Annotated in this window: 21 protein-coding genes; 15 read left to right on the top strand and 6 right to left on the bottom strand. The window is 64.7% G+C overall.

What is annotated here, in order from left to right; all coding sequences use genetic code 11:
* The first annotated feature begins 9 nt into the window (after nt 1–9).
* The 8 genes from xseA (at nt 10) to CSQ99_RS05600 (ending at nt 9,567) form a co-directional block, all read left to right on the top strand.
* Nucleotides 10–1,245, top strand: coding sequence for an exodeoxyribonuclease VII large subunit (gene xseA, locus CSQ99_RS05565; RefSeq protein WP_099038047.1), 1,236 nt, complete (start codon nt 10–12; stop codon nt 1,243–1,245).
* Complete coding sequence (locus CSQ99_RS05570) at nt 1,242–1,454, top strand: exodeoxyribonuclease VII small subunit (protein WP_099038048.1); 213 nt, start codon at nt 1,242–1,244, stop codon at nt 1,452–1,454. Before xseA ends, CSQ99_RS05570 begins: the two co-directional genes overlap by 4 nt.
* Before the next feature lie 51 nt (nt 1,455–1,505).
* Nucleotides 1,506–2,636: a 3-beta-hydroxysteroid dehydrogenase gene (locus CSQ99_RS05575; protein ID WP_176560891.1), complete on the top strand. Its 1,131-nt coding sequence runs from the start codon at nt 1,506–1,508 to the stop codon at nt 2,634–2,636.
* Nucleotides 2,637–2,775: 139 nt separating this feature from the next.
* A complete protein-coding gene (locus CSQ99_RS05580) occupies nt 2,776–4,317 on the top strand; it encodes an arylsulfatase (RefSeq protein ID WP_099038050.1) in 1,542 nt (513 codons plus the stop codon).
* 52 nt (nt 4,318–4,369) lie between these two features.
* Nucleotides 4,370–5,914, top strand: a complete 1,545-nt coding sequence (locus CSQ99_RS05585; protein ID WP_099038051.1) for an arylsulfatase — start codon at nt 4,370–4,372, stop codon at nt 5,912–5,914.
* Nucleotides 5,914–6,834 carry an HAD family hydrolase gene (locus CSQ99_RS05590; protein WP_099038052.1) on the top strand — a complete coding sequence of 307 codons (921 nt, stop codon included), beginning with the start codon at nt 5,914–5,916 and terminating at the stop codon, nt 6,832–6,834. Before CSQ99_RS05585 ends, CSQ99_RS05590 begins: the two co-directional genes overlap by 1 nt.
* Nucleotides 6,827–7,705 (top strand): formylglycine-generating enzyme family protein, encoded by an 879-nt coding sequence (locus CSQ99_RS05595; protein WP_099038053.1) that lies wholly within the window; start codon nt 6,827–6,829, stop codon nt 7,703–7,705. Before CSQ99_RS05590 ends, CSQ99_RS05595 begins: the two co-directional genes overlap by 8 nt.
* A 284-nt stretch (nt 7,706–7,989) precedes the next feature.
* Entirely contained in the window at nt 7,990–9,567 is a 1,578-nt protein-coding gene (locus tag CSQ99_RS05600) for an arylsulfatase (protein WP_099038054.1), read from the top strand.
* 22 nt (nt 9,568–9,589) lie between these two features.
* Here CSQ99_RS05600 and CSQ99_RS05605 read toward each other — a convergent pair whose 3' ends face one another.
* Nucleotides 9,590–11,269 carry a SulP family inorganic anion transporter gene (locus tag CSQ99_RS05605; RefSeq protein ID WP_245908709.1) on the bottom strand — a complete coding sequence of 560 codons (1,680 nt, stop codon included), beginning with the start codon at nt 11,267–11,269 and terminating at the stop codon, nt 9,590–9,592.
* 40 nt (nt 11,270–11,309) lie between these two features.
* Nucleotides 11,310–11,774 (bottom strand): SRPBCC family protein, encoded by a 465-nt coding sequence (locus CSQ99_RS05610; RefSeq protein WP_099038056.1) that lies wholly within the window; start codon nt 11,772–11,774, stop codon nt 11,310–11,312.
* Nucleotides 11,775–11,838: 64 nt separating this feature from the next.
* Between CSQ99_RS05610 and CSQ99_RS05615 the strand changes: the two genes are divergently transcribed.
* From CSQ99_RS05615 to CSQ99_RS05625, 3 genes are read left to right on the top strand one after another with little or no spacing between them, the layout of a single operon-like run.
* The gene (locus CSQ99_RS05615; protein WP_099038057.1) at nt 11,839–12,618 is read left to right on the top strand and encodes an SDR family NAD(P)-dependent oxidoreductase; all 780 of its coding nucleotides are present in this window, start codon (nt 11,839–11,841) and stop codon (nt 12,616–12,618) included.
* A complete protein-coding gene (locus tag CSQ99_RS05620; protein ID WP_099038058.1) occupies nt 12,618–13,445 on the top strand; it encodes an SDR family NAD(P)-dependent oxidoreductase in 828 nt (275 codons plus the stop codon). Before CSQ99_RS05615 ends, CSQ99_RS05620 begins: the two co-directional genes overlap by 1 nt.
* Before the next feature lie 9 nt (nt 13,446–13,454).
* Entirely contained in the window at nt 13,455–14,699 is a 1,245-nt protein-coding gene (locus CSQ99_RS05625) for an AI-2E family transporter (RefSeq protein WP_099038059.1), read from the top strand.
* On the opposite strand, the gene CSQ99_RS05630 is transcribed toward CSQ99_RS05625, so the two are convergent.
* Both CSQ99_RS05630 and CSQ99_RS05635 read right to left on the bottom strand, forming a co-directional pair.
* Nucleotides 14,680–15,507: a dienelactone hydrolase family protein gene (locus tag CSQ99_RS05630; RefSeq protein ID WP_099038060.1), complete on the bottom strand. Its 828-nt coding sequence runs from the start codon at nt 15,505–15,507 to the stop codon at nt 14,680–14,682. The two genes, CSQ99_RS05625 and CSQ99_RS05630, sit on opposite strands and share 20 nt — an antisense overlap.
* Before the next feature lie 23 nt (nt 15,508–15,530).
* A complete protein-coding gene (locus tag CSQ99_RS05635; protein ID WP_099038061.1) occupies nt 15,531–16,178 on the bottom strand; it encodes a DUF4245 domain-containing protein in 648 nt (215 codons plus the stop codon).
* Nucleotides 16,179–16,232: 54 nt separating this feature from the next.
* Between CSQ99_RS05635 and glpX the strand changes: the two genes are divergently transcribed.
* From glpX to CSQ99_RS05655, 4 genes are all read left to right on the top strand, one after another.
* Complete coding sequence (gene glpX / locus CSQ99_RS05640; RefSeq protein WP_099038062.1) at nt 16,233–17,261, top strand: class II fructose-bisphosphatase; 1,029 nt, start codon at nt 16,233–16,235, stop codon at nt 17,259–17,261.
* A 29-nt stretch (nt 17,262–17,290) separates the two neighbouring features.
* The gene (locus CSQ99_RS05645) at nt 17,291–18,709 is read left to right on the top strand and encodes a class II fumarate hydratase (protein WP_099038063.1); all 1,419 of its coding nucleotides are present in this window, start codon (nt 17,291–17,293) and stop codon (nt 18,707–18,709) included.
* A 127-nt stretch (nt 18,710–18,836) separates the two neighbouring features.
* Nucleotides 18,837–21,596: a helix-turn-helix transcriptional regulator gene (locus tag CSQ99_RS05650; protein ID WP_099038064.1), complete on the top strand. Its 2,760-nt coding sequence runs from the start codon at nt 18,837–18,839 to the stop codon at nt 21,594–21,596.
* 139 nt (nt 21,597–21,735) lie between these two features.
* On the top strand, nt 21,736–21,924 hold the full coding sequence (locus CSQ99_RS05655; protein ID WP_099038065.1) for a hypothetical protein: 189 nt from the start codon (nt 21,736–21,738) through the stop codon (nt 21,922–21,924).
* A 5-nt stretch (nt 21,925–21,929) separates the two neighbouring features.
* Here the strand turns inward: CSQ99_RS05655 and phoH2 are convergent, their stop codons facing one another.
* Both phoH2 and CSQ99_RS05665 read right to left on the bottom strand, forming a co-directional pair.
* A complete protein-coding gene (gene phoH2 / locus CSQ99_RS05660; RefSeq protein ID WP_099038105.1) occupies nt 21,930–23,243 on the bottom strand; it encodes an RNA 5'-3' helicase PhoH2 in 1,314 nt (437 codons plus the stop codon).
* A 193-nt stretch (nt 23,244–23,436) separates the two neighbouring features.
* Entirely contained in the window at nt 23,437–24,264 is an 828-nt protein-coding gene (locus CSQ99_RS05665; protein ID WP_099038066.1) for an acyl-ACP desaturase, read from the bottom strand.
* Between the last annotated feature and the right edge of the window lie 22 nt (nt 24,265–24,286).

The raw sequence follows: 24,286 nt of genomic DNA on the forward strand, positions 1-24,286 counted from the left end.
TTCTGGAAAATGACTGACGCCGAGCCGGGCAAGTCCCCCGACAACCCCTGGCCCGTTCGCGCGGTCTCCACCCGGGTCGCGAAGTACATCGACAAACTCGGCACCATTTGGGTGGAGGGGCAGATCGCCCAGCTGAACCTGCGGCCCACGGTCGTGTTCATCATGCTGCGCGATCCGGCCGCCGACATGTCGCTGTCCGTGGTCTGCCCGCGAGATCTCGTCGAGAACGCGCCGGTCAAACTGGGCGAGGGTGTGCAGGTCATCATGCAGGGCAAGCTGCAGTTTCACACCGGCCGAGGCACTGTTGCGTTGCGTGTCAACGAGATTCGTGCGGTCGGCCTCGGTGAGCTACTCGAGCGCATCGAACGCCTGCGTAAACTTCTCGAGGCCGAGGGCCTTTTCGATCCGCGCCTCAAACGGCCGCTGCCGTTCCTGCCGAACACCGTCGGACTCATCACCGGACGGGCGTCGGCAGCGGAGCGCGATGTCGTCTCGGTCGCGCAGACCCGCTGGCCCGCAGTGCGATTCGCCATCCGCAATACGGCGGTACAGGGCCCCAGCACCGTCGCTCAGATCGTCGATGCGCTGCGCGAGCTCGACGCCGACCCTCACGTCGACGTGATCGTGATCGCCCGTGGCGGTGGCGACATCGACGCGCTACTGCCGTTCTACGACGAGACGCTGTGTCGTGAGATCGCCAGGTGCACAACGCCGGTGGTGAGCGCCATCGGCCACGAGCCTGACAACCCGATGTGTGATCTGGTCGCCGACGTACGCGCAGCCACGCCCACCGATGCGGCGAAACGCATCGTCCCCGATGCCGCGGCCGAGCAGGCGGTCATCAGGGACCTGTGCCGGCGCGGTGGCCGTGCGCTACGGAATTGGGTGCACCGCGAGCAGCATCTGCTCGACCAGCTGCGCAGCCGACCGGTACTCGCAGCGCCGCTGGCCGCGCTCACCGCCCGGTCTGAGGAGGTGCACCGCGCGCGTGCCGCCGCCCGGCGCGACATCACCCGCCTGGTGGCCGCGGAGGCCGACCGGGTCGGGCATCTGTCGGCCCGGCTGGCCACACTTGGACCGGCGGCCACGCTCGCCCGCGGTTATGCGGTCGTGCAGACCCTGCCCGACGCCGCAGTACTGCGGACCACCGCCGACGCCCCAAGTGGCGCAAGGCTGCGGGTCCGGGTGGCCGACGGCGCAGTCACGGCGGTCAGCGACGGCCCAGAAGGGATACCACCAAAATGAAGCCCATTAGTCAGCTAGGGTACGAAGAATCCCGCGATGAGCTCATCGCCGTGGTGCAGCAGCTGGAACAGGGTGGACTGGATCTGGATACTTCGCTGAAGCTGTGGGAAAGAGGCGAAGAACTGGCTAAACGATGCGAAGAGCAGCTCGCTGGAGCCCGCAAGCGGGTGGAGGACGCGCTGGCCGCCAAGGACCAGGAAGAAAGTTGATATCGGAACGAATCTCGGCACAAGGGGTCGAAACTGTAACACGTTTCAGTTATTCTTCCCGGCATGGGTGATTCAACGTTGACCACCGACCTTGGCCGCGTACTCGTCACCGGTGGCTCCGGATTCGTCGGCGCCAACCTGGTGACCGAACTGCTTGACCGCGGGCACGAGGTCCGCTCATTCGACCGCGTCCCCTCGCCTCTTCCCGCCCACCCGAAGCTCGAGGTCCTTGAGGGCGACATCTGCGATCTGGAAACCGTGGCCGCCGCCGTCGCCGGCACCGACACCGTATTCCACACCGCGGCGATCATCGACCTGATGGGCGGCGCGTCGGTCACCGAGGAATACCGCAAGCGCAGCTTCTCGGTGAACGTCACCGGCACCGAGAACCTCGTGCATGCCGCGCAGGCCGCCGGCGTCAAGCGATTCGTCTACACCGCCTCCAACAGCGTCGTGATGGGCGGCAAGAAGATCTCCGGCGGCGACGAAACACTGCCCTACACCGAGCGATTCAACGACCTCTACACCGAGACGAAGGTCGTCGCGGAGAAGTTCGTGCTGGCCGCCAACGGTGGCGAAGATGGCGCTGGTCTGCTCACCTGCTCGATCCGGCCCAGCGGCATCTGGGGCCGCGGCGACCAGACCATGTTCCGCAAGGTGTTCGAGAGCGTGCTCGCCGGTCACGTCAAGGTGCTGGTCGGCGGCAAGAACGTCAAGCTCGACAACTCATACGTACACAACTTGATTCACGGCTTCATCCTCGCCGCCCAGCATCTGGTGCCCGGTGGCACGGCGCCCGGTCAGGCGTACTTCATCAACGACGGCGATCCGATCAACATGTTCGAGTTCTCCCGGCCGGTGGTGGAGGCGTGCGGCCAGAGCTACCCGAAGATCCGTGTGCCCGGCCGGCTGGTGTGGTTCGCGATGACTGTGTGGCAGTGGTTTCACTTCAAGTTCGGGATTCCCAAGCCGATGGTCGAGCCCCTCGGGGTGGAACGGCTCTACCTCGACAACTACTTCTCCATCGCCAAGGCCAAACGCGACCTCGGATACGAGCCGCTGTTCACCACCGAGCGCGCGATGGACGAGTGTCTGCCCTACTACGTCGACCTGTTCCATCAGATGAAGAACGCCGGCCACGCGCCGGCGGTCAGCATTGCGGCCGCGCCGCTAGAGGGTTAGACCGTTCGCTCGGCGGCGTCATCATTCGATGACGCGCACCCTCGCACGTAAGTTTCCGCTGAGAAGCTCCACTTTCCAGCACGAGTTGCCTTGATACCGCATAGCGTTCGTCGTGGCGACCTGCTGGAAGGAGCAGCCCATGCCCAATGGGAAACCGAACATCCTGGTCATTTGGGGCGACGACATCGGGATCTCCAATCTGAGTTGCTACAGCGACGGCATGATGGGCTATCGCACCCCGAACATCGACCGGATCGCCAGCGAGGGCATGCGCTTCACCGACTCCTACGGCGAGCAAAGCTGCACTGCCGGCCGGGCGGCCTTCATCAGTGGACAAAGCGTCTACCGCACCGGGATGAGCAAGGTCGGCGTGCCCGGCGTGGACATCGGCTGGGCCGCCGAGGACCCGACGATCGCCGAGTTGCTCAAGCCGCTCGGCTACGCGACCGGACAGTTCGGCAAGAACCACTTCGGCGATCTGAACAAATACCTGCCGACCGTGCACGGGTTCGACGAGTTCTTCGGCAACCTGTATCACCTCAACGCCGAGGAGGAGCCCGAGCAGTTCGACTACCCGCACAAGGACCAATTCCCGAAGCTCTACGAGACGGCGCTGCCACGCGGCGTACTCGACTGCAAGGCGCTGGACGAGGCGTCGACCGAACCCGACGACGAGAAGTTCGGCCCGGTCGGCAAGCAGACGATTGAGGACACCGGCCCGCTGACCGCCAAGCGGATGGAGACCATCGATGACGACATCGCCGACCGCACCGTGGACTACATCAAGCGGCAACACGGCGAAGGCAACCCGTTCTTCGTCTGGTGCAACTTCACCCACATGCACATGTACACACACCTGAAGCCCGGCAGCAAGGGACAGGCCGGACTGTGGCAATCCGAGTACCACGACGCGATGATCGACCACGACAAAAATGTCGGCACAGTGCTCGATGTGCTGGACGAACTCGGCATCGCCGACGACACCATCGTCATCTACTCGACCGACAACGGACCGCACCGCAACTCGTGGCCGGACGCGGGCACGACGCCCTTCCGTAGCGAGAAGAACACGAACTGGGAAGGTGCGTATCGGGTTCCGGAGTTGATCCGCTGGCCGGGAAAGATCAAGGCGGGCACGGTATCCAACGACATCATCCAGCATCATGACTGGCTTCCGACATTGCTCGCCGCGGCCGGTGATCCCGATATCAGCGACAAGTTGAAGAAGGGCCACCAGATCGGGGATGTCGAATACAAGGTGCACGTCGACGGGTTCAACCTGATGCCGTATCTGATGGGCGAGGTCGAGCACAGCCCGCGACGGGGCTTCTTCTACTTCAACGACGACGCCGAACTGGTCGGGATGCGCTTCGAGAACTGGAAAATCGTCTTCGCCGAGCAGCGCGCACAGGGCACGTTGCGGACCTGGGCCGAGCCGTTCACACCGCTACGGGTGCCCAAACTGTTCAACCTGCGCACCGACCCGTTCGAATACGCCGACATCACGTCGAACACCTACTACGAGTGGTTCCTCCGGCACGACTTCTTCGTCTTCTACGCCACGGCGATGGCTGCGCAGTTCCTCGACACGTTCAAGGAGTTCCCGCCGCGGCACCCACCGGCCAGCTTCAGCGTCGATCAGATCGTCAAGAAGCTCGAAGATTTCCTGGCATCCGACTAAAGGATCGACAGCACCCGCGTACGGCCACGACAATTCAAGAGAGGGATTGTGCATGCCTGACAAGAAGCCGAACATCCTGGTCATCTGGGGTGACGACATCGGCATCTCGAACCTGAGTTGCTACAGCCGCGGAATGATGGGGTATTTCACCCCCAACATCGACCGGATCGCCGACGAGGGGATGCTTTTCACCGACTCCTACGGTGAGCAGAGCTGCACGGCAGGACGGTCGTCGTTCATCACCGGACAAAGCGTCTACCGCACCGGCATGAGCAAGGTCGGTATGCCGGGTGTGGATATCGGTCTGCAGAAGGAAGATCCGACGATCGCCGAACTGCTCAAGCCCTTGGGTTATGCCACCGGGCAATTCGGTAAGAATCACCTCGGAGACTTGAACAAGTTCCTGCCGACGGCGCACGGATTCGACGAGTTCTTCGGCAACCTGTACCACCTCAACGCGGAGGAGGAACCTGAGCACGAGGACTATCCGACCGCCGAGGAGGCGCCACTGCTGCGCAAGGCGCTCCTCCCCCGTGGCGTCATCCACTCGTGGGCAACCGAAGAGGATTCCAGCGAGGTCGACGACCGCTACGGCCCGGTCGGCAAGCAACGCATCGAGGACACCGGACCGCTGACGAAGAAGCGCATGGAGACCATCGACGACGAGACCACCTCGGCGTGTGCGGATTTCATCCGGCGCCAACACGAGGCAGCCACGCCGTTCTTCGTGTGGATGAACATGACCCACATGCACTTCCGGACGCACACCAAGCCGGAGAGCCTCGGCCAGTCGGGCCGTTGGCAGTCGCCGTACCACGACACGATGATCGACCATGACCGCAATGTCGGTACGCTGCTGGACCTCGTCGACGAACTGGGCATCGCCGAGGACACCATCGTCATCTACTCGACGGACAATGGCCCGCACGCCAACAGCTGGCCCGACGGCGCGACCACTCCGTTCCGCAGCGAGAAGGCCACCAACTGGGAAGGCGCCTTCCGGATACCGGAGATGATCCGCTGGACCGGAAAGATCAAACCCGGGTCGGTATCGAATGAGATTGTCCAGCATCATGATTGGCTGCCGACGTTCCTGGCGGCCGCAGGTGATACGGATATCGTCGAAAAGCTGAAGAAGGGCCACCAGGCCGGCGACATGAAGTACAAGGTGCACATCGACGGCTACAACCTGCTGCCCTATCTCACCGGCGAAGTGGACCAGAGCCCCCGGCGGGGAATGATCTATTTCTCCGATGACGGCGACGTGCTCGGGATCCGGGCGGAAAACTGGAAGATCGTGTTCATGGAGCAGCGCTGCCAGGGCACGCTTCAGGTGTGGTTCGAGCCGTTTACCGCGCTGCGTGCACCCAAGCTTTTCAACCTGCGCACCGATCCATTCGAACACGCCGATGTCACGTCGAACACTTACTGGGACTGGCTCATTGACCGGTTATACCTGATGTTCTACGGCTCCGCGATCGTCAACCAGTTCCTGGAGACCTTCAAGGAGTTCCCGCCGCGGCAGGAACCGGCGTCGTTCACCATCAACAACGCGGTCGAGGAACTCGAGAAGTTCCTGGCCACCCGGGGCGGCTGATGCTCGAGTCGTGGACCGACGGACCGACGAAGTCCGCGATCGTCGACTTTGTGGGGCGGGTCACCGCCCACGGTCCGGATTACGTTGCGCCCGAGGCCCGTGTCGCGGTTTTCGACAACGACGGCACGCTGTGGTGTGAGAAGCCGATGTACATCCAGCTCGACTTCATCATCCGCAGACTCGCTGAGCGGGCCGTGGCCGACGAGTCGCTAGCCGGCCAGCAGCCCTACCAGGCCGCGGTCGCCGGCGATCTCCAGTGGTTCGGCGGTGCGATCACCAAGCACTACCAAGGCGATGATACCGACCTGAAAGTACTTGCCGGGGCGGTGATGTCCCTTCACGAGGCGATGAACGTCGAGGACCACGCGGCACGGGTATCGGCCTTTTTCGCCGAGGCGAAGCACCCGACACTGAACCGCCCCTACCAGGAATGTATTTACACGCCGATGGTGCAGTTGCTGCGATATCTCGAGAGCAACGGCTTCACCTGCTACATCGTTTCCGGCGGGGGCCGCGATTTCATGCGGCCGATCACCTCGGCGATCTACGGCATCCCCCCTGAACGTGTCGTCGGTAGTGCACAGGGTTTGAAGTTCGAAGGGGCGGAGGGCCACGGCGATCTGCTGATCCAGCCTGCGCTCGACATCTTCGACGACGGACCCGAGAAGCCGGTGCGGGTCTGGAGCCGGATTGGCAGGCGCCCCATCCTGTCGGCGGGCAACTCCAACGGCGACGACGAGATGCTGCAGTACTCGGGAAGGCCAGGGGCGGCAGCCCTGCGGTTACTGGTACTGCACGACGACGCCGAACGCGAATTCGACTACACGGCAGGCGCAGAACGGGCGCTCGAGCATGCCGCAACCTACGGCTGGACCGTCGTGAGCATCAAGAACGACTGGACGACCGTCTTCGGTGAGTGACGACCTCATCCGGATCCCGCCGCAGACTGCTTTGCTGGGGTCGGACCGCCACTACCCTGAGGAGGCGCCGACCCGGCCGATCGAAGTCGACGGGTTCTGGATGATGACGACTACGGTCACCAACGCCCACTTCGCCGAGTTCGTCGCGGCCACGGGCTATCTCACCGTCGCCGAACGACCCTTGGACCCCGCCGCATATCCCGACGCGCCCGCGCAGAACCTACAGCCAGGGTCGATGGTGTTCACGCGCACTCAGGGACCCGTGGACCTTCGACATCTCAATCTGTGGTGGACGTGGACACCGGGGGCGTCGTGGCGCCACCCCGTCGGTCCGTTGTCGTCGGTCGACAAGCGCGCCGATCACCCGGTTGTGCACGTTGCTCACGAGGACGCCGAGGCCTACGCGGCGTGGGCCGGTATGTCGCTGCCGACCGAGGCGGAATGGGAAACCGCGGCCAGGGGTGGACTAGAGGACGCCGAATACACCTGGGGCGACGAACCGGAATCGCCTGACCAGCCGATGGCCAACTACTGGCACGGCGAATTCCCCTGGCGGCCGGAAAAAGGTTACGGGCGCACCGCCGCAGTCCGCAGCTACCCGCCCAACGGCTACGGGCTGTTCGACATGGCGGGCAACGTGTGGGAGTGGACCACCGACTGGTACGGCGAAAGCCGCGATGACCAGCCCTGTTGCGCCTCAGACAGTTATGACCAGCGCCAACCCCAGTTTCAGGTGCCCCGCAAGGTGGTCAAGGGCGGATCGTTCCTGTGCGCCGACGTCTACTGCCTGCGATACCGCCCCGCGGCACGCCGTCCACAGCCGATCGACACCGGCATGAGCCACATCGGATTTCGCTGCGTCAAACGATGAGCCATCATCAGCCGGACCGGGCCTACTTCTGCGGGTTGATCATTCATTTTGGCGGGTATGCGTCAGCTATGTCGGAATCGGCGAATGCGCACGAACTCAACATGCAATCGGCCGATTAATGTCACGGCGGATGCCGTGAACCAGTCGAGGCGCGTCTTCGCGCCATCGGCAGGGGGACAGTCCCGCGGCGGGTCCGCCTGCGAGCTCTTCTTTGCCGCCACCTCCTCGATCGAGGAGGGCGTTCTGCAGCCAGCGAACTGACTGCACATCACCGGGAGGTACACATGGCGCAAGAATCCAGCAAGCCCAAGCCCAACATTGTCCTCATCGTCTCCGACGACTTCGGTTATGGGGATGCGGGCGTGTACGGAGGTGGCGAAAACCGCGGGATGCCGACCCCCAGTCTGGATCGGATGGCCGAAGAGGGCATGCAGTTCATGTCCTTCTACGCACAACCGAGTTGCACACCTGGGCGCGCGGCGATTCTCACCGGACGCATCCCGAATCGCAGCGGTATGACGACCGTGGCATTCCAGGGCCAGGGCGGCGGGCTGCCTGCAGCAGAGTGGACTCTCGCGTCTGTGGTCAAGACCGCCGGCTACAAGACTTTCTTCACCGGCAAGTGGCACCTCGGAGAGTCCGACTATGCGCTGCCCAACGCGCACGGCTTCGACGAAATGCGGCACTGCGGTCTGTATCACCTCAACGCCTACACCTATGCCGACCCGGAATGGTTCCCGGACATGGATGACGAGCTTCGCGCGATGTTCGAGCGCGTGACACGCGGCGCGCTATCGGGCAAAGCGGGCGAGGCGCCGACAGAGGACTTCAAGGTCAATGGCCAATATGTCGATACGCCGGAGCAAGGGCTCGTGGGCATTCCCTACTTCGACGAGTACGTCGAAAAGGATGCGTTGGAGTTCCTCGACGAGAACGCGACGTCCGAAACCCCATTCTTCATGCACGTCAACTTCATGAAGGTGCATCAGCCGAACATGCCGCACCCCGATTTCAAGGGCAAATCGCTCTCCAAGTCGAAGTACGCGGATTCCATCGTGGAGAACGACACCCGAATCGGCCGCATCATGGACAAGATCCGCTCGCTGGGTCTCGACAAGAACACCTATGTGTTCTGGACGACGGACAACGGCGCCTGGCAGGACGTCTACCCTGACGCGGGCTATACGCCCTATCGCGGTACCAAGGGCACCGTTCGCGAGGGCGGCAATCGCGTGCCTGCCATCGCCTGGGGCCCAGGGATCAAACCTGGATCACGCAACTCCGACATCGTCGGCGGCCTCGATTACATGGCGACCTTTGCCGCGCTGGCCGGCGCGCAATTGCCGGACAACGACCGCGAGGGCGAACCCATCATCTTCGACAGCTACGACATGTCACCGCTGTTGTTGGGAACCGGCAAGTCCGAGCGCAAGTCCTGGTTCTACTTCAGCGAGAACGAACTCACCCCCGGTGCCGTGCGCGTCGGCCACTACAAGGCTGTCTTCAATCTGCGCGGCGATGACGGTGCGAGCACAGGAGGTCTCGCGGTCGATACCAACCTCGGCTGGAAAGGTGCGCAATCCTATGTTGCGACCGTCCCCCAGATTTTCGATCTCTGGCAGGACCCGCAGGAACGGTACGACATCTTCATGAACAACTACACCGAACACACCTGGACCCTCGTGACCATCAACGAGGCGGTCAAGGAGCTGATGCAGACCTATCTGAAATACCCGCCCCGGAAGCTGCAAAGCGAAGGCTATTCGGGCCCGATCACCGTCACGCAATATCAGAGATTCCAGTTCCTCAGAGAGGAACTTGCGGACGCCGGGTTGAACATCGGGCTGCCCACCGGCAATTGAGGCAAACCCGGCTGCTCGGGCGTCAGTTGTCACCGTGCGCGGCGATCCATTGTCGCCCGCGCTCGACTGCCTCCTCGAGCGCACCGAACACCCGTGTCGTCGCGGGCAGGATTCCGTCCTCGCCGATGAGGTCGACGACGCCGCCCCGGGTCAACTCGTTTTCGGTCTTCGGGCTCACCCCGGCGATGATCAACCGACCGCCATTGCTCTGCAGATCTGTTGCCCACTTCGTCAGCGCGTTGATCACCTTCGAGGAGGGCACGTCGGGCAGTGCCGCCATGGACAAGACCACCACTGCGTTGTGTGAGTCCGCCACCGTCGGCCATTCCTCGTCGATCCTTGGTACCTCGGCGAACAGTCCGACTCCGGCGTAGTGCAGCACGGTGACCTCATTGCTCGGGGCCTGCTCGGGCACCGGCGCCCGCTCCCATCCATCCTCGTTGGGGCGCAACGCGATCAGCTGAGCCGACTCCGCGGCCTTCACGCAGTAGAGCACAAGCGATGTGATCGCCCCGACGAGGATCGCGGTGTGCAGCGGCAGTTGCGTGGTGGCCGCGAACGTGATGAGCATCGCCACCGCGGACAGTGGCGCCGTCCGCAGCACTATCTTGATGTCACGCCAGCGGCCGGCGACCAATTCCAACCCGATCACCAGAATCAGGCCGCCGATCACCGGCATCGGGATCAGCTCCGCCAACGACCCGGCAACCAGAACGAGTGCGGCCAGCCAAATCCCGGCGAAGATACCCGCCCACCGGGTCTGCGCTCCCGCGGAGACGGCCACCCCGGTCCGCGACAGCGACCCACCTGTGGGCAGCGCACCGAAGAAGCCGCCGGCCAGGTTGGCCGCGCCCTGGGCGACGAAATCCTTGTTGGTGCTCGGACGAGTCCCGTCGGGATTGGGCACCGCAGCCGAGATTCCCGCGGCCTGGGCAAGACCCACCAGTGCCACGGCCAATCCTCCGGCCAAGAGTTCCGGCATGGCGGCGAAGTTCGGAAGCTCCAACGGTGGCAGCGCATTCGGGATGGAAGCGATGTCGCCGACGGTCTCGACATCGACTTCCCGGCTGACCGCGAGGATCGCGACGCCTGCCGTCACCACCACCAGCGCGATGAGCGTCGCGAAGGCCTCCAGCGGTTTGATGTAATGAAACGCCGCCCACACCGCGACGGTGGCGACGGCGACCAGACACGGCGCAAGCTGCCACGACCCGACGCGTGCGAAGGCATCGATGAACTTGCCGATCGTGTTGTGACTGTCGGGTCGGTAGCCGGTGGCGTCATGGATCACTCCTGCGATGATCTGCAGCGCGATACCAGTCGTGAACCCGGTCATCACGGCGTTGGAGACGAAGTTCATCATCGCCCCGAAACGCAGTAGCCCGAACAACAACATGACCGCGCCCGCGACGAGCACGAGTGCCGCGATGTTGGAGGGATCGGTCGGGTCGAGACCCGCGGCAGTCAACACACTTTGCGACGTCAGGGCGAGCGCGCTGGTCAGTGTGGTGACCATCAGCACCGTCCTGGCGAACATCGACCCGACAATCGTGGAGACGATGCCGGAGTAGAGACCGGCCACCGGGTTGAAGCCGCCGATGCTGGCGTAGGCCATACCTTCTGGGATCGAGAACAGGCCGGTGACCAGCCCTGCGATCACGTCACGGAATCGCGGACGCCCCAGTGCCCGAAGCCGGCTCACCCATCACACCCTGCCACCCGAGGAAGTTCGGTGAGCCCTATCAGCCGGTTTCGGCGGCCTTCTTGATCGCGGCCAGCGTGGCGGGGATGCCGTCCTCGGCGGCCTGCCGCCGCTTTTCGATCTCCGCATCGGCGTCGGCGCCGAAGCGCTGGTGAAACCCGGCAATGCCTGCGGGCAGGAATATCCAGGACTCCGTGAGCAGGGCTCCCTCGCCGTCGGGTGCGAAGGTGAAGCACCAGGACACCCAGCCGTTGTTGACCTCCCAGGCGAACCTCCGCCCAGGCTCGGCGGCCACCACCTGACTGCGGGTCTCCCACGTTCGCTCAGGTGTCACATTGCGGCCGGTGAACCAGGCTCCGACATGCGGACCCGCGCCCTCGTCCCACCAGCACTCCCGGCAGACCGGGCTCCACTCACCCATCCGCGTCACGTCGGACACCATCTCGTAGAGGGTGTCGGGTGGGACGGACACGTGAATCGTCTGCGACATATTCAGATCGCTCATGGGTCGAGTCTGCCAAAGCGCTAGGTTGTAACACGTTCTACTTCGCCATTGAAAGGGCAACTGGATGAGCAACGGTAGTGAGCGGGTGGCCAGGAAAGCTGTGGTCATCGGCGGAGCATCCGGCATCGGTTGGGCCACCGCGCGGGCGCTGGTCGCCGACGGCTGCCAGGTCACGATCGCCGACCTCAACACGGACGGCGCACGCGACCGGGCCGCTGAACTGGGCGAGCCACACACCGCCGCCCAGGTGGACGTAACCGACGAGGCCTCGGTGGGACGCCTCTTCGGCGAGACAGGCCCGGTCGATGTCGTGGTGAACTGCGCGGGCTTCGGGAGCCTCGGCATGATCACCGATCTTTCCGTCGATGAATTCCGCGGCGTCGTCGACGTCTGCCTGAACGGGTCGTTCATCGTCGCGAAATACGCCGGACAGCAATTACGGCAGGGGGGATCGCTGGTGTCGATCAGCTCACTGAACGGACGGCAGCCGGCCGTCGGCATGAGCGCATATTGCTCGGCCAAGGCTGGGCTGTCGATGCTGACCCAGGTCGCGGCGCTGGAGTGGGGTCCGCGCGGCATCCGCGTCAACGCGGTCGCGCCCGGGTTCGTCGAGACGCCGCTGACAGAGGGGTCGTCGCTCGTGCCCGGCCTTGTCGAGGACTACGTCGAGAACACCGCCATGGGGCGCGCGGGCAAGCCCGAGGAGATCGCGGACGCGGTGGTGTTCCTCTGTTCGCCGAAGAACTCATGGCTGACCGGCGAGGTCCTCGATCTCAACGGCGGCGCGCATCTCAAGCGCTATCCGGATGTGCTGAGCCACGTCATGAAACTTGCGGAGGCTTAGTGAGTTTCGCGGGTAAGCAGGCCATCGTCACCGGCGCCGGATCGGGTATCGGCGCCGCCTTGTGCCGCGCGCTGATCGAAGCGGGAGCATACGTGGTCTGCACCGACATCGATGGTGAGGCCGCCGAGCGGACCGCGGCGGCGCTGGGAGACAAGGCCCGTTCAGCACACCTCGACGTCACCGACGCATCGGCTGTCCAGGCCGCCGTCGACGAGGTGGTCGACCGCGCCGGCCGACTCGACCTGATGTTCAACAACGCGGGAATCTGTTGGGGCGGCGACACCGAACTGCTGACGCTGGACCAATGGAACGCGATCATTGACATCAACCTCCGCGGGGTCGTGCACGGCGTCGCGGCGGCCTACCCCCTGATGCTGCGCCAAGGGCACGGTCACATCGTCAACACCGCCTCGATGGCGGGCTTGGCCGCGGCCGGCCAGATCACCAGTTACGTGACGACCAAGCACGCGGTCGTCGGGCTGTCGATGGCGTTGCGCTCCGAGGCGGTTCCCCGCGGCGTCGGCGTTCTGGTGGTCTGCCCGGCCGCGGTTGAAACACCGATCCTCGACAAGGGCGCCGTCGGCGGATTCATCGGACGCGACTACTTTCTACAGACCCAGGGCGGCAAGCCGTATGACGCCGACCGGTTGGCGCACGACGTCCTGCGTGCGATCGAGAAGAACAAGGCAATCCTGGTGAAACCGCGGATCGCGCGCGCTCAATGGCTGTTCGCCAGGCTCGCGCCGACGCTGATGAATCGCTTGTCGATGCGCTTCATCGAGGGCCAGCGTGCCAAACAGGTCGAGGCGAGGCCGAAAGTCCGTTAGAAATAGCGCGTGAAGACCGAATTCACGCTGACACAGAAGCGTGCGCTTGCCATCGCGACGTTCGTCGCGATCTTCTTCGGCGCGTACTTCCTGCGTGGGTACTTCATTCTGATCGTGGTCGCCGCGGTCGTGGCGTACCTGTTCCAGCCGCTTTACACGCGGCTCAACAAGCGACTCGGCGCGGGATTGTCGGCGACGCTGACACTGCTGGCGGCATTCGCGGCGGTGATCGTGCCGTTGAGCCTCTTCGTGTTCCTCGCGGTTGTCCAGATCACCACCATGGTCGAACGAGTGGCCGTCTGGGTCCAGCGCACCGACCTGTCCGCCCTCGGCGACCGGTCACTGACGTTGGCCAACGAACTGCTGCACCGGGTGCCGTTCGTCGACTACACGATCACGCCGGAATCGCTCCAGGATTCGATGACGACGGTCGCACAGGAAGTCGGCAAGTGGCTGCTGGGCATCCTGCAGGGTGCGGCGGGCGGCGCATTCGGAGCGATCACCTCAGCGATCCTGTTCCTGTACGTGTTCCTGTCGTTGTTGACCAATCGGGACAAGGTGCTGCTGCTCATCCGGCGGCTCAACCCGCTCGGGGAGGAGATCACCGACCTCTACATGGCGAAGATGGGCGCCATGGTCAAGGGCACTGTCATGGGACAGTTCGTGATCGCCGTCTGCCAGGGTGTCGCCGGTGCCGGGTCGATCTATATCGCCGGATTCCACCAGGGCTTCTTCCTTTTCGCGGTCCTGCTGTCCGCGCTGTCGGTGATACCGCTCGGCAGCGGTATCATCACGATTCCGTTCGGTGTCGGGATGATCCTGTTCGGCAACGTCTTCGGCGGCGTGTTCGTGATCCTCTTCCACCTCATCGTGGTGACGAACATCGACAACTTCCTGCGCCCGATTCTCGTTCCCCGCGCCGCCCGCCTGGACTCGGCACTGATGCTGCTGGCGGTGTTCGCCGGCATCGCGATGTTCGGCGCGTGGGGCATTGTGATCGGCCCGGTGCTGATGATCATCATCGTCACCACGATCAGCGTGTACCTGGCCGTCTACAAGGGTGTGCCGATGGATGAACCCGACGAGAAGGATGCGAAACCCAAGCGCCGAAACCCCTTCTGGTGGTTGGGCCGCCGCATCAAGCAGAAGCGCGAAGAAGCCCAGACCGCGACGGATGAGGACGTCGAGAAGGGCCCAGAGAAGGACACAGAAAAGGACGAGGCGAAACCCGCAACTACGTCAGGCGCTGATTGAAGAACTCGATGACGCGCTTCATCGCGTCGTCGGTGGGGTGGCCTTCCTGATCGCGGCGCTCCAGCGTCAGCACGGAATGTGCCATCTTGCCGAAGCCGTGCTCGTTGCCCTTCTTCGAATTGATCTCGATGACCTCGAACGCATCGCCAAGCCGGTCCTTCAGAGTCTTGAACCGTTCGGCGGGCACCAGTGGGTCCTCACTGAACCGCAGTCCCAACGCGCACAGCCCCTCGTTGGCCGCACGCCGTTCGACGATCTCCAGTTCGGCTTCGGACAGACCGGGGTCGCGTCGCTGTTTCGGCGTCAGCGGAAACGGCAGCGACGGCTGGCTGAGCACGGGCGCGAGCACGCTGTCATCGACAGCCGCCGCGAGCGCGAAGCCGCCGGTGAAGCACTGACCGATCACGCCGACACCTTTGCCAGGCGTCATCTCGTTGAGATCCCGCGCCAACGCGCGCAGATAATGCGCGACCGGCCGATCGGCATTGGTCGCGAAACCTGCGAATTCCTTTGCCACACAACCACGCAACATCACCGGCACCGCGCCGGGGCGCATCGCAGGCGCCCCGGGAGTGCCGAACAGCGACGGAATCGCGACGGTGAACCCGTTGTCCACCAGATGATTTCCCAGCGCGAACACGCCGGGGTGGGCACCGGGCATCTCCGGGATGAGCACCACACCCGGACCCTCACCCCTGCGGTACACGTCATGGGTGAAGCCCGCGGCGGAGAAGGGCGAAACATTCCAGCCGGTGAGATCTGCTTCTAGCACCGCCTGGCCGGCGACATTCGGGTCGGGCGCGGTCATGGCGTCTCCTACTTGGCAGTCGGCTATTTGGCAGGCAGTGGAGCGGCGGTCTGCGTCGCCGCAGCCAGCGTACGGAACTCGTCGGTGTTCGCGGCGCCGGTTATCGCAACCTGCGCCGGACCCGTCGGACCGTCCAGTCGAGTCGTCCACAGGGGCTCGCCGGGCCGCCCGTCGCGGTCTCCGCCGCCGTAGACCACCCAGCTGACGCCGTCGACGTCCTCGACGCCCGTCGGGTACAGATCGGCCTCCATCGACGCGACGAGCTCTTCCTCGGCGGCATTGCTCTGGGTCAGGCTCACGTACATGCCACTGGGCGCCAGATAACCGACGGTCGAGGAGACCGCGCGAAGGCGTTGCCCCGACGCTGGGTCTGTGCGGCCGTCGTCGATGCCGTTTCTGCTGCCGGAGTTCGGCTGCCACGTCTCGGGTAGCTGCGGCAACCGGATGGGGATCTTGAGGGCGTCGGCGTCGGCCTGCAGCGCACCGGGCGCGTCGTAGGTCGGCGCAGGCCCCTCAGCGGGCCCGCTGGCCTGAAACGAGCACATTCCCAGCACTCCGGCCAGCACGATGCAGGCCAGTATCAGCGGCCCGATCGACCAGAACATGTCCCGGCCGTCCTGGAGCAGCCGCGACTTAGCTGGCTTCGGAGCCGGCTGCGGCTGGGTGCTCATGGTCGCCAGTATCCCAGGTCTCAAACGCCGGGCGGTTAATGGGACAATCCCCCCATGACTCCCGCGCGTGGTGAAGCACCCGACCGTAACCTCGCCCTCGAGCTCGTGAGGGTGACCGAGGCCGGCGCGATGGCAGCGGGCCGATGGGTAGGCCGCGGCGACAAAGAGGGCGGCGACGGGGCCGCCGTCGACGCCATGCGTGAGCTGGTCAACTCCGTATCGATGCGCGGCGTCGTCGTGATCGGTGAGGGCGAGAAGGACAACGCGCCGATGCTCTACAACGGCGAAGAGGTCGGCAACGGTGACGGACCGGAGTGCGACTTCGCGGTCGACCCGGTCGACGGCACCACGCTGATGAGCAAGGGCATGCCGAACGCCATCTCCGTGCTCGCGGTTGCCGAGCGCGGCGCGATGTTCGATCCGTCGGCCGTCTTCTACATGAACAAGATCGCCGTCGGCCCCGACGCCGTGGACGCGATCGACATCACGGCGCCGATCGGCGACAACGTCCGCGCCGTCGCCAAGGTGAAGGGGATGTCGGTGCGGGATGTGACGGTGTGCATCCTCGACCGGCCGCGCCACGAACAGCTGATCGCCGACGTTCGTGAGTCCGGCGCCCGCATCCGGCTGATCTCCGACGGTGACGTGGCCGGCGCCATTTCGGCGTGCCGCCCCAACTCGGGCACCGACATGCTGGCGGGTATCGGCGGCACCCCTGAGGGCATCATCACCGCCGCCGCCATCCGCTGTATGGGCGGCGCGATCCACGCCCAGCTCGCGCCTACCGACGAGAACGAACGCCAGAAGGCCGTCGACGCCGGTCACGACGTCGACCGCGTGCTCAAGACCGAGGACCTGGTGTCTGGGGAGAACGTGTTCTTCTGCGCCACCGGCGTCACCGACGGGGACCTGCTGCAGGGCGTGCGTTACACCGGCGGCGGCTGCACCACGCAGTCCATCGTGATGCGCAGCAAGTCCGGCACCGTCCGAATGGTCGAGGCCTACCACCGGCTCTCCAAACTCAACGAATACTCCGCGATCGATTTCACCGGCGACAGCAACGCGTTTTATCCGCTGCCGTAGCCGATCACACCAAGGAACAGGGAGCACACATGCCCGACAGCGCTGCGGAAAGCACCGAATACCGCATCGAGCACGACACCATGGGCGAGGTCCGGGTGCCGATCAACGCACTCTGGCGAGCCCAGACACAGCGAGCCGTGGAGAACTTCCCGATCTCCGGCCGCGGACTGGAGCGCACCCAGATTAGAGCGCTTGGGCTGCTGAAAGGCGCCTGCGCACAGGTGAACAAGGACCTCGGCCTGCTGGCGCCCGACAAGGCCGACGCCATCATCGCCGCTGCCGGCGAGATCGCCGACGGCCTGCATGACGACCAGTTCCCCATCGACGTGTTCCAAACTGGTTCGGGCACAAGCTCGAACATGAACACCAACGAGGTCATCGCCGGAATCGCCGAGCGCAATGGTGTTTCGGTGCATCCCAACGACGACGTCAACATGTCCCAGTCGTCCAACGACACATTCCCCACCGCCACGCATATCGCGGCCACCGAAGCCGCAGTGCGGCACCTGATTCCGGCGCTCGAGGTGCTGCACGAGTCGCTCGACTCGAAAGCCAACCAGTGGCGGACGGTCGTCAAATCCGGCCGCACCCACCTGATGGACGCCGTCCCGGTGACCTTGGGCCAGGAGTTCAGCGGATACGCCCGTCAGGTCGAAGCCTCCATCGAACGGGTGAAGGCCACGCTGCCCCGGCTGGGCGAGTTGGCCATCGGTGGAACCGCGGTGGGTACCGGACTGAATGCGCCAGACGATTTCGACGAGCGGGTCGTCGCCGTGTTGAAGGAGCAGACGGGCCTGGCCGAATTGCGGGTCTGCGCAAATCACTTCGAGGCACAGGCCACTCGCGACGGACTGGTCGAGGCTTCCGGCGCGCTGCGCACCACCGCGGTATCGCTGACCAAGATCGCCAATGACATCCGCTGGATGGGCTCGGGTCCGCTCACCGGCCTCGGCGAGATCCAGCTGCCCGACCTGCAACCGGGCAGCTCGATCATGCCCGGCAAGGTCAACCCGGTTATCCCGGAAGCCATTACCCAAGTTGCCGCTCAGGTGATCGGCAATGACGCCGCGATCGCATGGGGTGGCGGTAACGGGGCTTTTGAACTCAACGTGTACATCCCGATGATGGCCCGCAATCTGCTCGAGTCGTTCAAGATCCTGACCAATTCGTCCACGCTGTTCGCCCAGCGCTGTATCGACGGCCTGGTCGCCAACGAGGAGCGCTTGCGCGAGCTGGCCGAGTCGTCGCCATCGATCGTGACGCCGCTGAACTCCGCGATCGGCTACGAGGAAGCCGCCGCGGTCGCCAAGCAAGCACTCAAGGAGAAGAAGACGATTCGCCAGACCGTGATCGACCGCGGGCTGATCGGCGACAAGCTCTCGCTCGAGGAACTCGACAAGCGCCTCGACGTGCTGGCCATGGCCAAGGTCAAGGACGGCACGCGCTAGACGCGATGTATACAACCGCTGTCTAGCGGGTATAGCCGCAATGCCACGGCGCTGGCCCGATTGAGTTCTGACGGGCAGTTGCGCGGTGCAGGGGTTTGTCGAGTTGTCTACGTGCCGGGAATTGGCGATGCCGGAGGCTGGTCTGGAAGGCCGCCCGATGGAGAGTCGATCGGTCAAGTCGTTCTTGACCGCGACTGCCGTCGGGCCATCGGCGCTGCTGATCGAAGGTGAACCGGGAATCGGCAAGACCACCCTGTGGATGGCGGCCGCCGAACAGGCGACGGCTCGTGGGTTCCGGGTCCTCGCCACGCGCGCGGCGGCCGCCGAATCCGTCCTGGCGTACACCGGGTTGGCGGACATGCTCGCCGACGTCGATGCGGCCACGTGGGCCGACCTGCCCGCTCCCCAACGACTCGCCGTTGATCAGGTTCTCTTGCGGGCGGGAACGGGCGAGGTAACCGACCAGCGCGCCGTCGCGGCCGCGTTCCTGGCGGTGATCGAGAGGTTCGCCGAAGGCGGTCCGGTGTTGTTGGCCATCGACGATCTGCAATGGCTCGATCCGTCCAGCGTGCACGTCATCGCATTCGCCGCACGACGACTCACCGGTCCTGTCGGAATTCTCGGCACGGTGCGAACCGAGGTCATTGATGGGGCGAGCGCAGGCTGGCTTCAGTTGCCGCGACCCGAAGCGGCCAATCGTATTCATCTGAGTCCGTTGGATTTTCATGATTTGCATGCCGCCGTTGCATCTCGGCTGGGGCGTTCGTTCTCAAAGCCTGCGATGGGCCGAATCCACGAAGTCTCCGGCGGAAATCCCTTCTACGCAATCGAGTTGGCCAGGGAGCTGGACGACCGGTCGCTGCGAACGACGGTGGCATCGCTGCCCCGCACGCTGACCGACGTCGTACGAAGCCGACTCGGCGGTCTCGACCCCGATGTTCACGAGGCGCTGCTCGCGGCGGCGTGTATGGCGGCCCCGACCGTCGAGCTGGTATCGAGGGCGACGATCGGCGACAGCGATCAGCTGATCTATCTGCTCGAAATCGCCGAGGGCAAGGGCATTATCGCGATCGACGGCAACCGGATTCAGTTTGCGCACCCCCTGCTGGCCCGAGGTGTCTACACCGAAGCAGTCCCCGCCAGGCGCCGGTCGATGCACCGTCGGCTCGCCGAGATCGTCGACGAACCCGAACTGCGCGCCAGGCATCTGGCGCTGGCGGCGACAAGCGGTGACGACGTCACACTGCGTGCGCTCGACAACGCGGCCGAATCGGCACGTGCGCGTGGCGCCCCCGAAGCCGCTGCCGAACTGATTGACCTGGCCATCGGCCTCGGCGGCGACGCGCCCGAACGCCGGCTTCGCTCGGCGCTACACCACTTCGACGCCGGTGACCACGAACGCGCGGCCACGGTGCTTCAAGAGACCGTCGGCGGGCTCCCTAAGGGCGACCTGCGCGCAGAAGCGTTGTGCCGCTTGGCCGTCGTACGCCTTTACACCGAAGGCTTCTTCGAGGCGACGAACGTGCTTCAGCAGGCCCTCGAAGATGCGGACGACGACAGCCCGCTGCGCGTGCAGATACTGATCACGTTGGCGTATTCGCTCATGCACGCCAACCAGATTCAAGAAGGCAAGGACATCGCGCACCGGGCGGTCAGCGACGCCGAGCGAGTCGAGCAGCCGCACTTGCTCAGTCTTGCCCTTGGCATGCGGGCCATGTTGGGCTTCATGGCCGGCGAAGGTTTCGACCAAGTCAGTCTGCGTCGGGCAATGGAGCTGGAGGACGAGCAGGCCTCCACTCCCCTGGTTTTCCGTCCCACGATGCAGCACGCGTTACTGCTGGAGTTCACCGGCCAACTCGACACCGCCCGAGCAGCGCTGGACGCGATCCGGGCGCGCTGCGCGGAGAACGGCGAAGAGGGCGAGTACGTGTTCATCGCCCAACACGTCGTGATGAGCTCGATATGGGCTGGCGACTTCGTCAACGCCATCCTGGTCGCCGAAGACGCCGCCGAGCGTGCCCGTCAGCTCAGCGGCGGCACGCCACTGTTCTTGGCGCACAGCATGCGTGCGCCGTTGGCCGTGTTCGCCGGTCAGGAGGCCGAAGCCCGGAAGTTGATCGCAGACGGAATCGAGATAGGCAGTCGGACGGGGACTTTAAGACTCGGCGAGCGATTGTTGGGTGCTCTGGCGTTCTTGGAGGTGTCACTGGGCAACTACACGGAAGCGCTCGCCGCGGTGGCGCCGCTGCTGTCGGCCTTCGATCCCGAGTCGACACCGACCGAACTGCCCGGCGCTGCGTTCCTGCCCGACGCCATCGAAGCCCTTGTGCAATTGGGCAAGCTCGCCCAAGCAGCCCCCTTGATCGAGGCGCTCGAGCGCAACGGCCGCACATTCGACCGAGCTTGGATGTCCGCCGTGGGCGCGCGGGGCCGAAGCATGATGCTGGCGGCGTTGGGCGACCTCGACGGCGCGCTCGCGGCGGCCCATCGGGCGATGGCCGAACATCAGCGGGTCGCGATGCCGTTCGACCGTGCCAGGACGCTTCTGCTGTTCGGCCAGCTCGAGCGCCGGCTGCGCAAGAAGGAGTCGGCGTCGTCCAGCCTGGCCGCTGCCCTCGAGATTTTCGAGCAGCTCACCGTGCCGCTCTGGGCCAACCGGGCCCGCGCCGAACTGGCCCGCGCCAACGTCGGCCCGCACGCATCCCGCCAACTGACACCGTCCGAGCAGCGCGTTGCCGAACTCGCCGCGTCGGGTATGAAGAACCGCGATGTCGCCAGTGCGTTGTTCATCAGCCCCAAAACCGTCGAGGCGAACCTGGCGCGGATCTACCGAAAACTCGGCATCCGGTCACGCGCGGAGCTGGGCCGCCACATTGGCCGCCCCTGAGCCGACCCTAGGCCGACCCTGATTCACCCGATATAGGGAAACACCCTATTCCCCACCGCAGTTCTAGGAATTAACGTCAAGTCGCCCGCACCAACATGGCTCGCCAGGAGGATATGTGCGCGTCGACCAAGCTCCGCCCATGGTCTCCATGAACACCGCCCTGGTCACGACGGCGACCAGCCAACCAGCACTGCGGACAGGGTTCGCAGTCCTCGGCCTGGTGTCGCTGCTCGACCTACCCAGAGCCGACCGGGCTGACCGAGTGGTGGCGTTGAGTGGTGCGGCGGCCGCGGGGTGGTTCCTGGTCCGAGACCGCCGACGCACCTAGATCGCTCAGGGCAGGGCGCCGGGGCTGAACTCTTCGAGCATCTCGGTGACCAGCGCCGCGATCGGCGAACGCTCACTGCGCAGCAGGGTGATGTGCGCGAACAACGGGTGTCCCTTGAGCTTTTCGATCACTGCGGCCACGCCGTCGTGACGACCCACCCGCAGGTTGTCGCGCTGGGCAACGTCGTGGGTGAGCACCACCCTCGATCCCGCACCCAGCCTCGACAGGACGGTCAGCAACACGTTGCGTTCCAGCGACTGCGCCTCGTCCACGATGACGAACGAGTCGTGCAGCGATCGGCCCCGAATGTGGGTCAGCGGTAGCACTTCAAGCATGCCGCGCGACAGCACCTCCTCGAGCACCGCGGGGCTGGCCAGCCCCTCGAGCGTGTCGAAGACCGCCTGCGCCCATGGGCCCATCTTCTCGCTCTCGCTGCCGGGCAGGTAGCCGAGGTCCTGTCCGCCGACCGCGTACAGCGGCCGGAACACCACGACCTTTCGGTGGGTGCGGCGTTCGAGCACGGCCTCGAGTCCGGCGCACAATGCCAGCGCGGACTTGCCGGTGCCCGCCTTGCCACCGAGCGAGACGATGCCGACCGATTCGTCGAGCAGCAGGTCCAGCGCGACGCGCTGTTCCGCGGAACGGCCGCGCAGGCCGAACACCTCTCGGTCACCACGAACCAGCTGCACTCGCTTCTCGGCGTTCACCCGGCCCAGGGCATGCGAGCTACCTCCGAGTAACCGGATTCCGGTGTGACACGGAAGATTACGAGCCGCCTCCAAGTCGATCTCGCCGTCGGCGAACAGCGAATCGATCTCGTCGACCGAAACATCCAGCTCGTCCATACCCGTCCAGCCGGACGTGACGACGTCCTGGGCGTGATATTCGTCGGCGGCCAGGCCGACCGCGCCCGCCTTCACCCGCAGCGGAATGTCCTTGCTCACCAGTGTGACCAACTTGCCCTCTGCGGAGAGGTTGGCCGCAACGGTCAGGATGCGCGCATCGTTGCTCTCTGTGCGGAACCCTGCGGGCAGCACAGAGGGGTCGCTGTGGTTGAGCTCGACGTGCAGCGTTCCACCTTGCGTCCCAACGGGTATCGGCTGATCCAGCCGCCCGTGTTCGAGCCGCAGATCGTCGAACATCCGCAGTGCCTGCCGCGCGAACCAGCCAAGCTCATGATGGTGCCGCTTGGCTTCCAGTTCGCTGATGACCACCAACGGGACCACCACTTCATGTTCGGCAAACCGAGTGCATGCCCACGGATCGGACAGCAGTACGGAGGTGTCGAGCACATAGGTCCGCAAGGGCGAATCAGTCACGTAGCGCTCCTCGAGTTCGCATGGCCCCACACGAACTTTCGGTGGCGGACACTGCGGTATCGGGACCGGGGCCGGTCCTCTCGTGATCAAAACGATCGGTACCGCCCGGACAGCAGAGCATGTCGCTAGCCATCGAAAACGACGCTACTCCCGTCGCGGCATATGCGCCGCGCAGGCGCGCCGTGGCTAACGGTTAGCGCTGTGTGAACTGCGCGAGCTCGGGCTCGTCTGCAAGACCCCACGCGGTGATGCGGTCGGCGATGACCCGACGCAGCTGCTCGGGTCCGAAGATGCCGGAGTCCGCCATGTGAGCCACCTTGTCGGCGTAGGCGTCGATGTCGCCACCGACGACGTCGAGTTCGGCGGCGCGGCGCGCGATGGCGGTGACCGTCTCCTCGCGGCTGGTCGTCAGCAGATGCGAGACGAGGTTGGCGAAGAACTCTTCGTGGCGCTCCTCGTCCCTGGCGATGCGGCCGACGAGGGCCTTGAGCGTGGGCTCGGCGATCTGGGCTTCGAGATTGCGGCAGAAGACCGCATGCTCGCGCTCGAAGAACGCCATGAACGCCAGCCGCTCGATCTGGCTGTAAGTGTCGGCGCGATAGCCCTTCATCACGTGCTCGACGCGGACATCCTCGTTGGCGGCCGGGTCGATCTCACGCGTGACGACCAGATAGTTACGCAGCGCGATCGCGTGCAGATGCTCCTCGGCGGTCCAGCGGCCCAGCCAGCGGCCGAACTTCTCTTCGAGAATGAAGCTGAAGACGAGCTCGCGGTGGTAACCGGCGAGGTTGTCCTTGACGATCAGCAGGATCTCCAGCGCGTCGGTGACCACCTTGGGCAGTGTCACCTGGGACGGATCCCAGTCGGTTCCGCCGAGGAAGGCGAAGTTCTCGCCCTGCTCGAACGGCACGTAGTCGTGGGCGTACCACAGGTCTTCCGAGTCGATGTGACGACGCAGCTCCCGCTGCACGACCGGCTCGAGTTCGAGGATCAGCGCATTAGCGACAGGTCTCTGTGCCATGAAAGTAACTGTAACCCGAATT

It is taken from the genome of Mycobacterium neglectum (assembly GCF_002591975.1).
Taxonomy (GTDB): Bacteria; Actinomycetota; Actinomycetes; order Mycobacteriales; family Mycobacteriaceae; genus Mycobacterium; species Mycobacterium neglectum.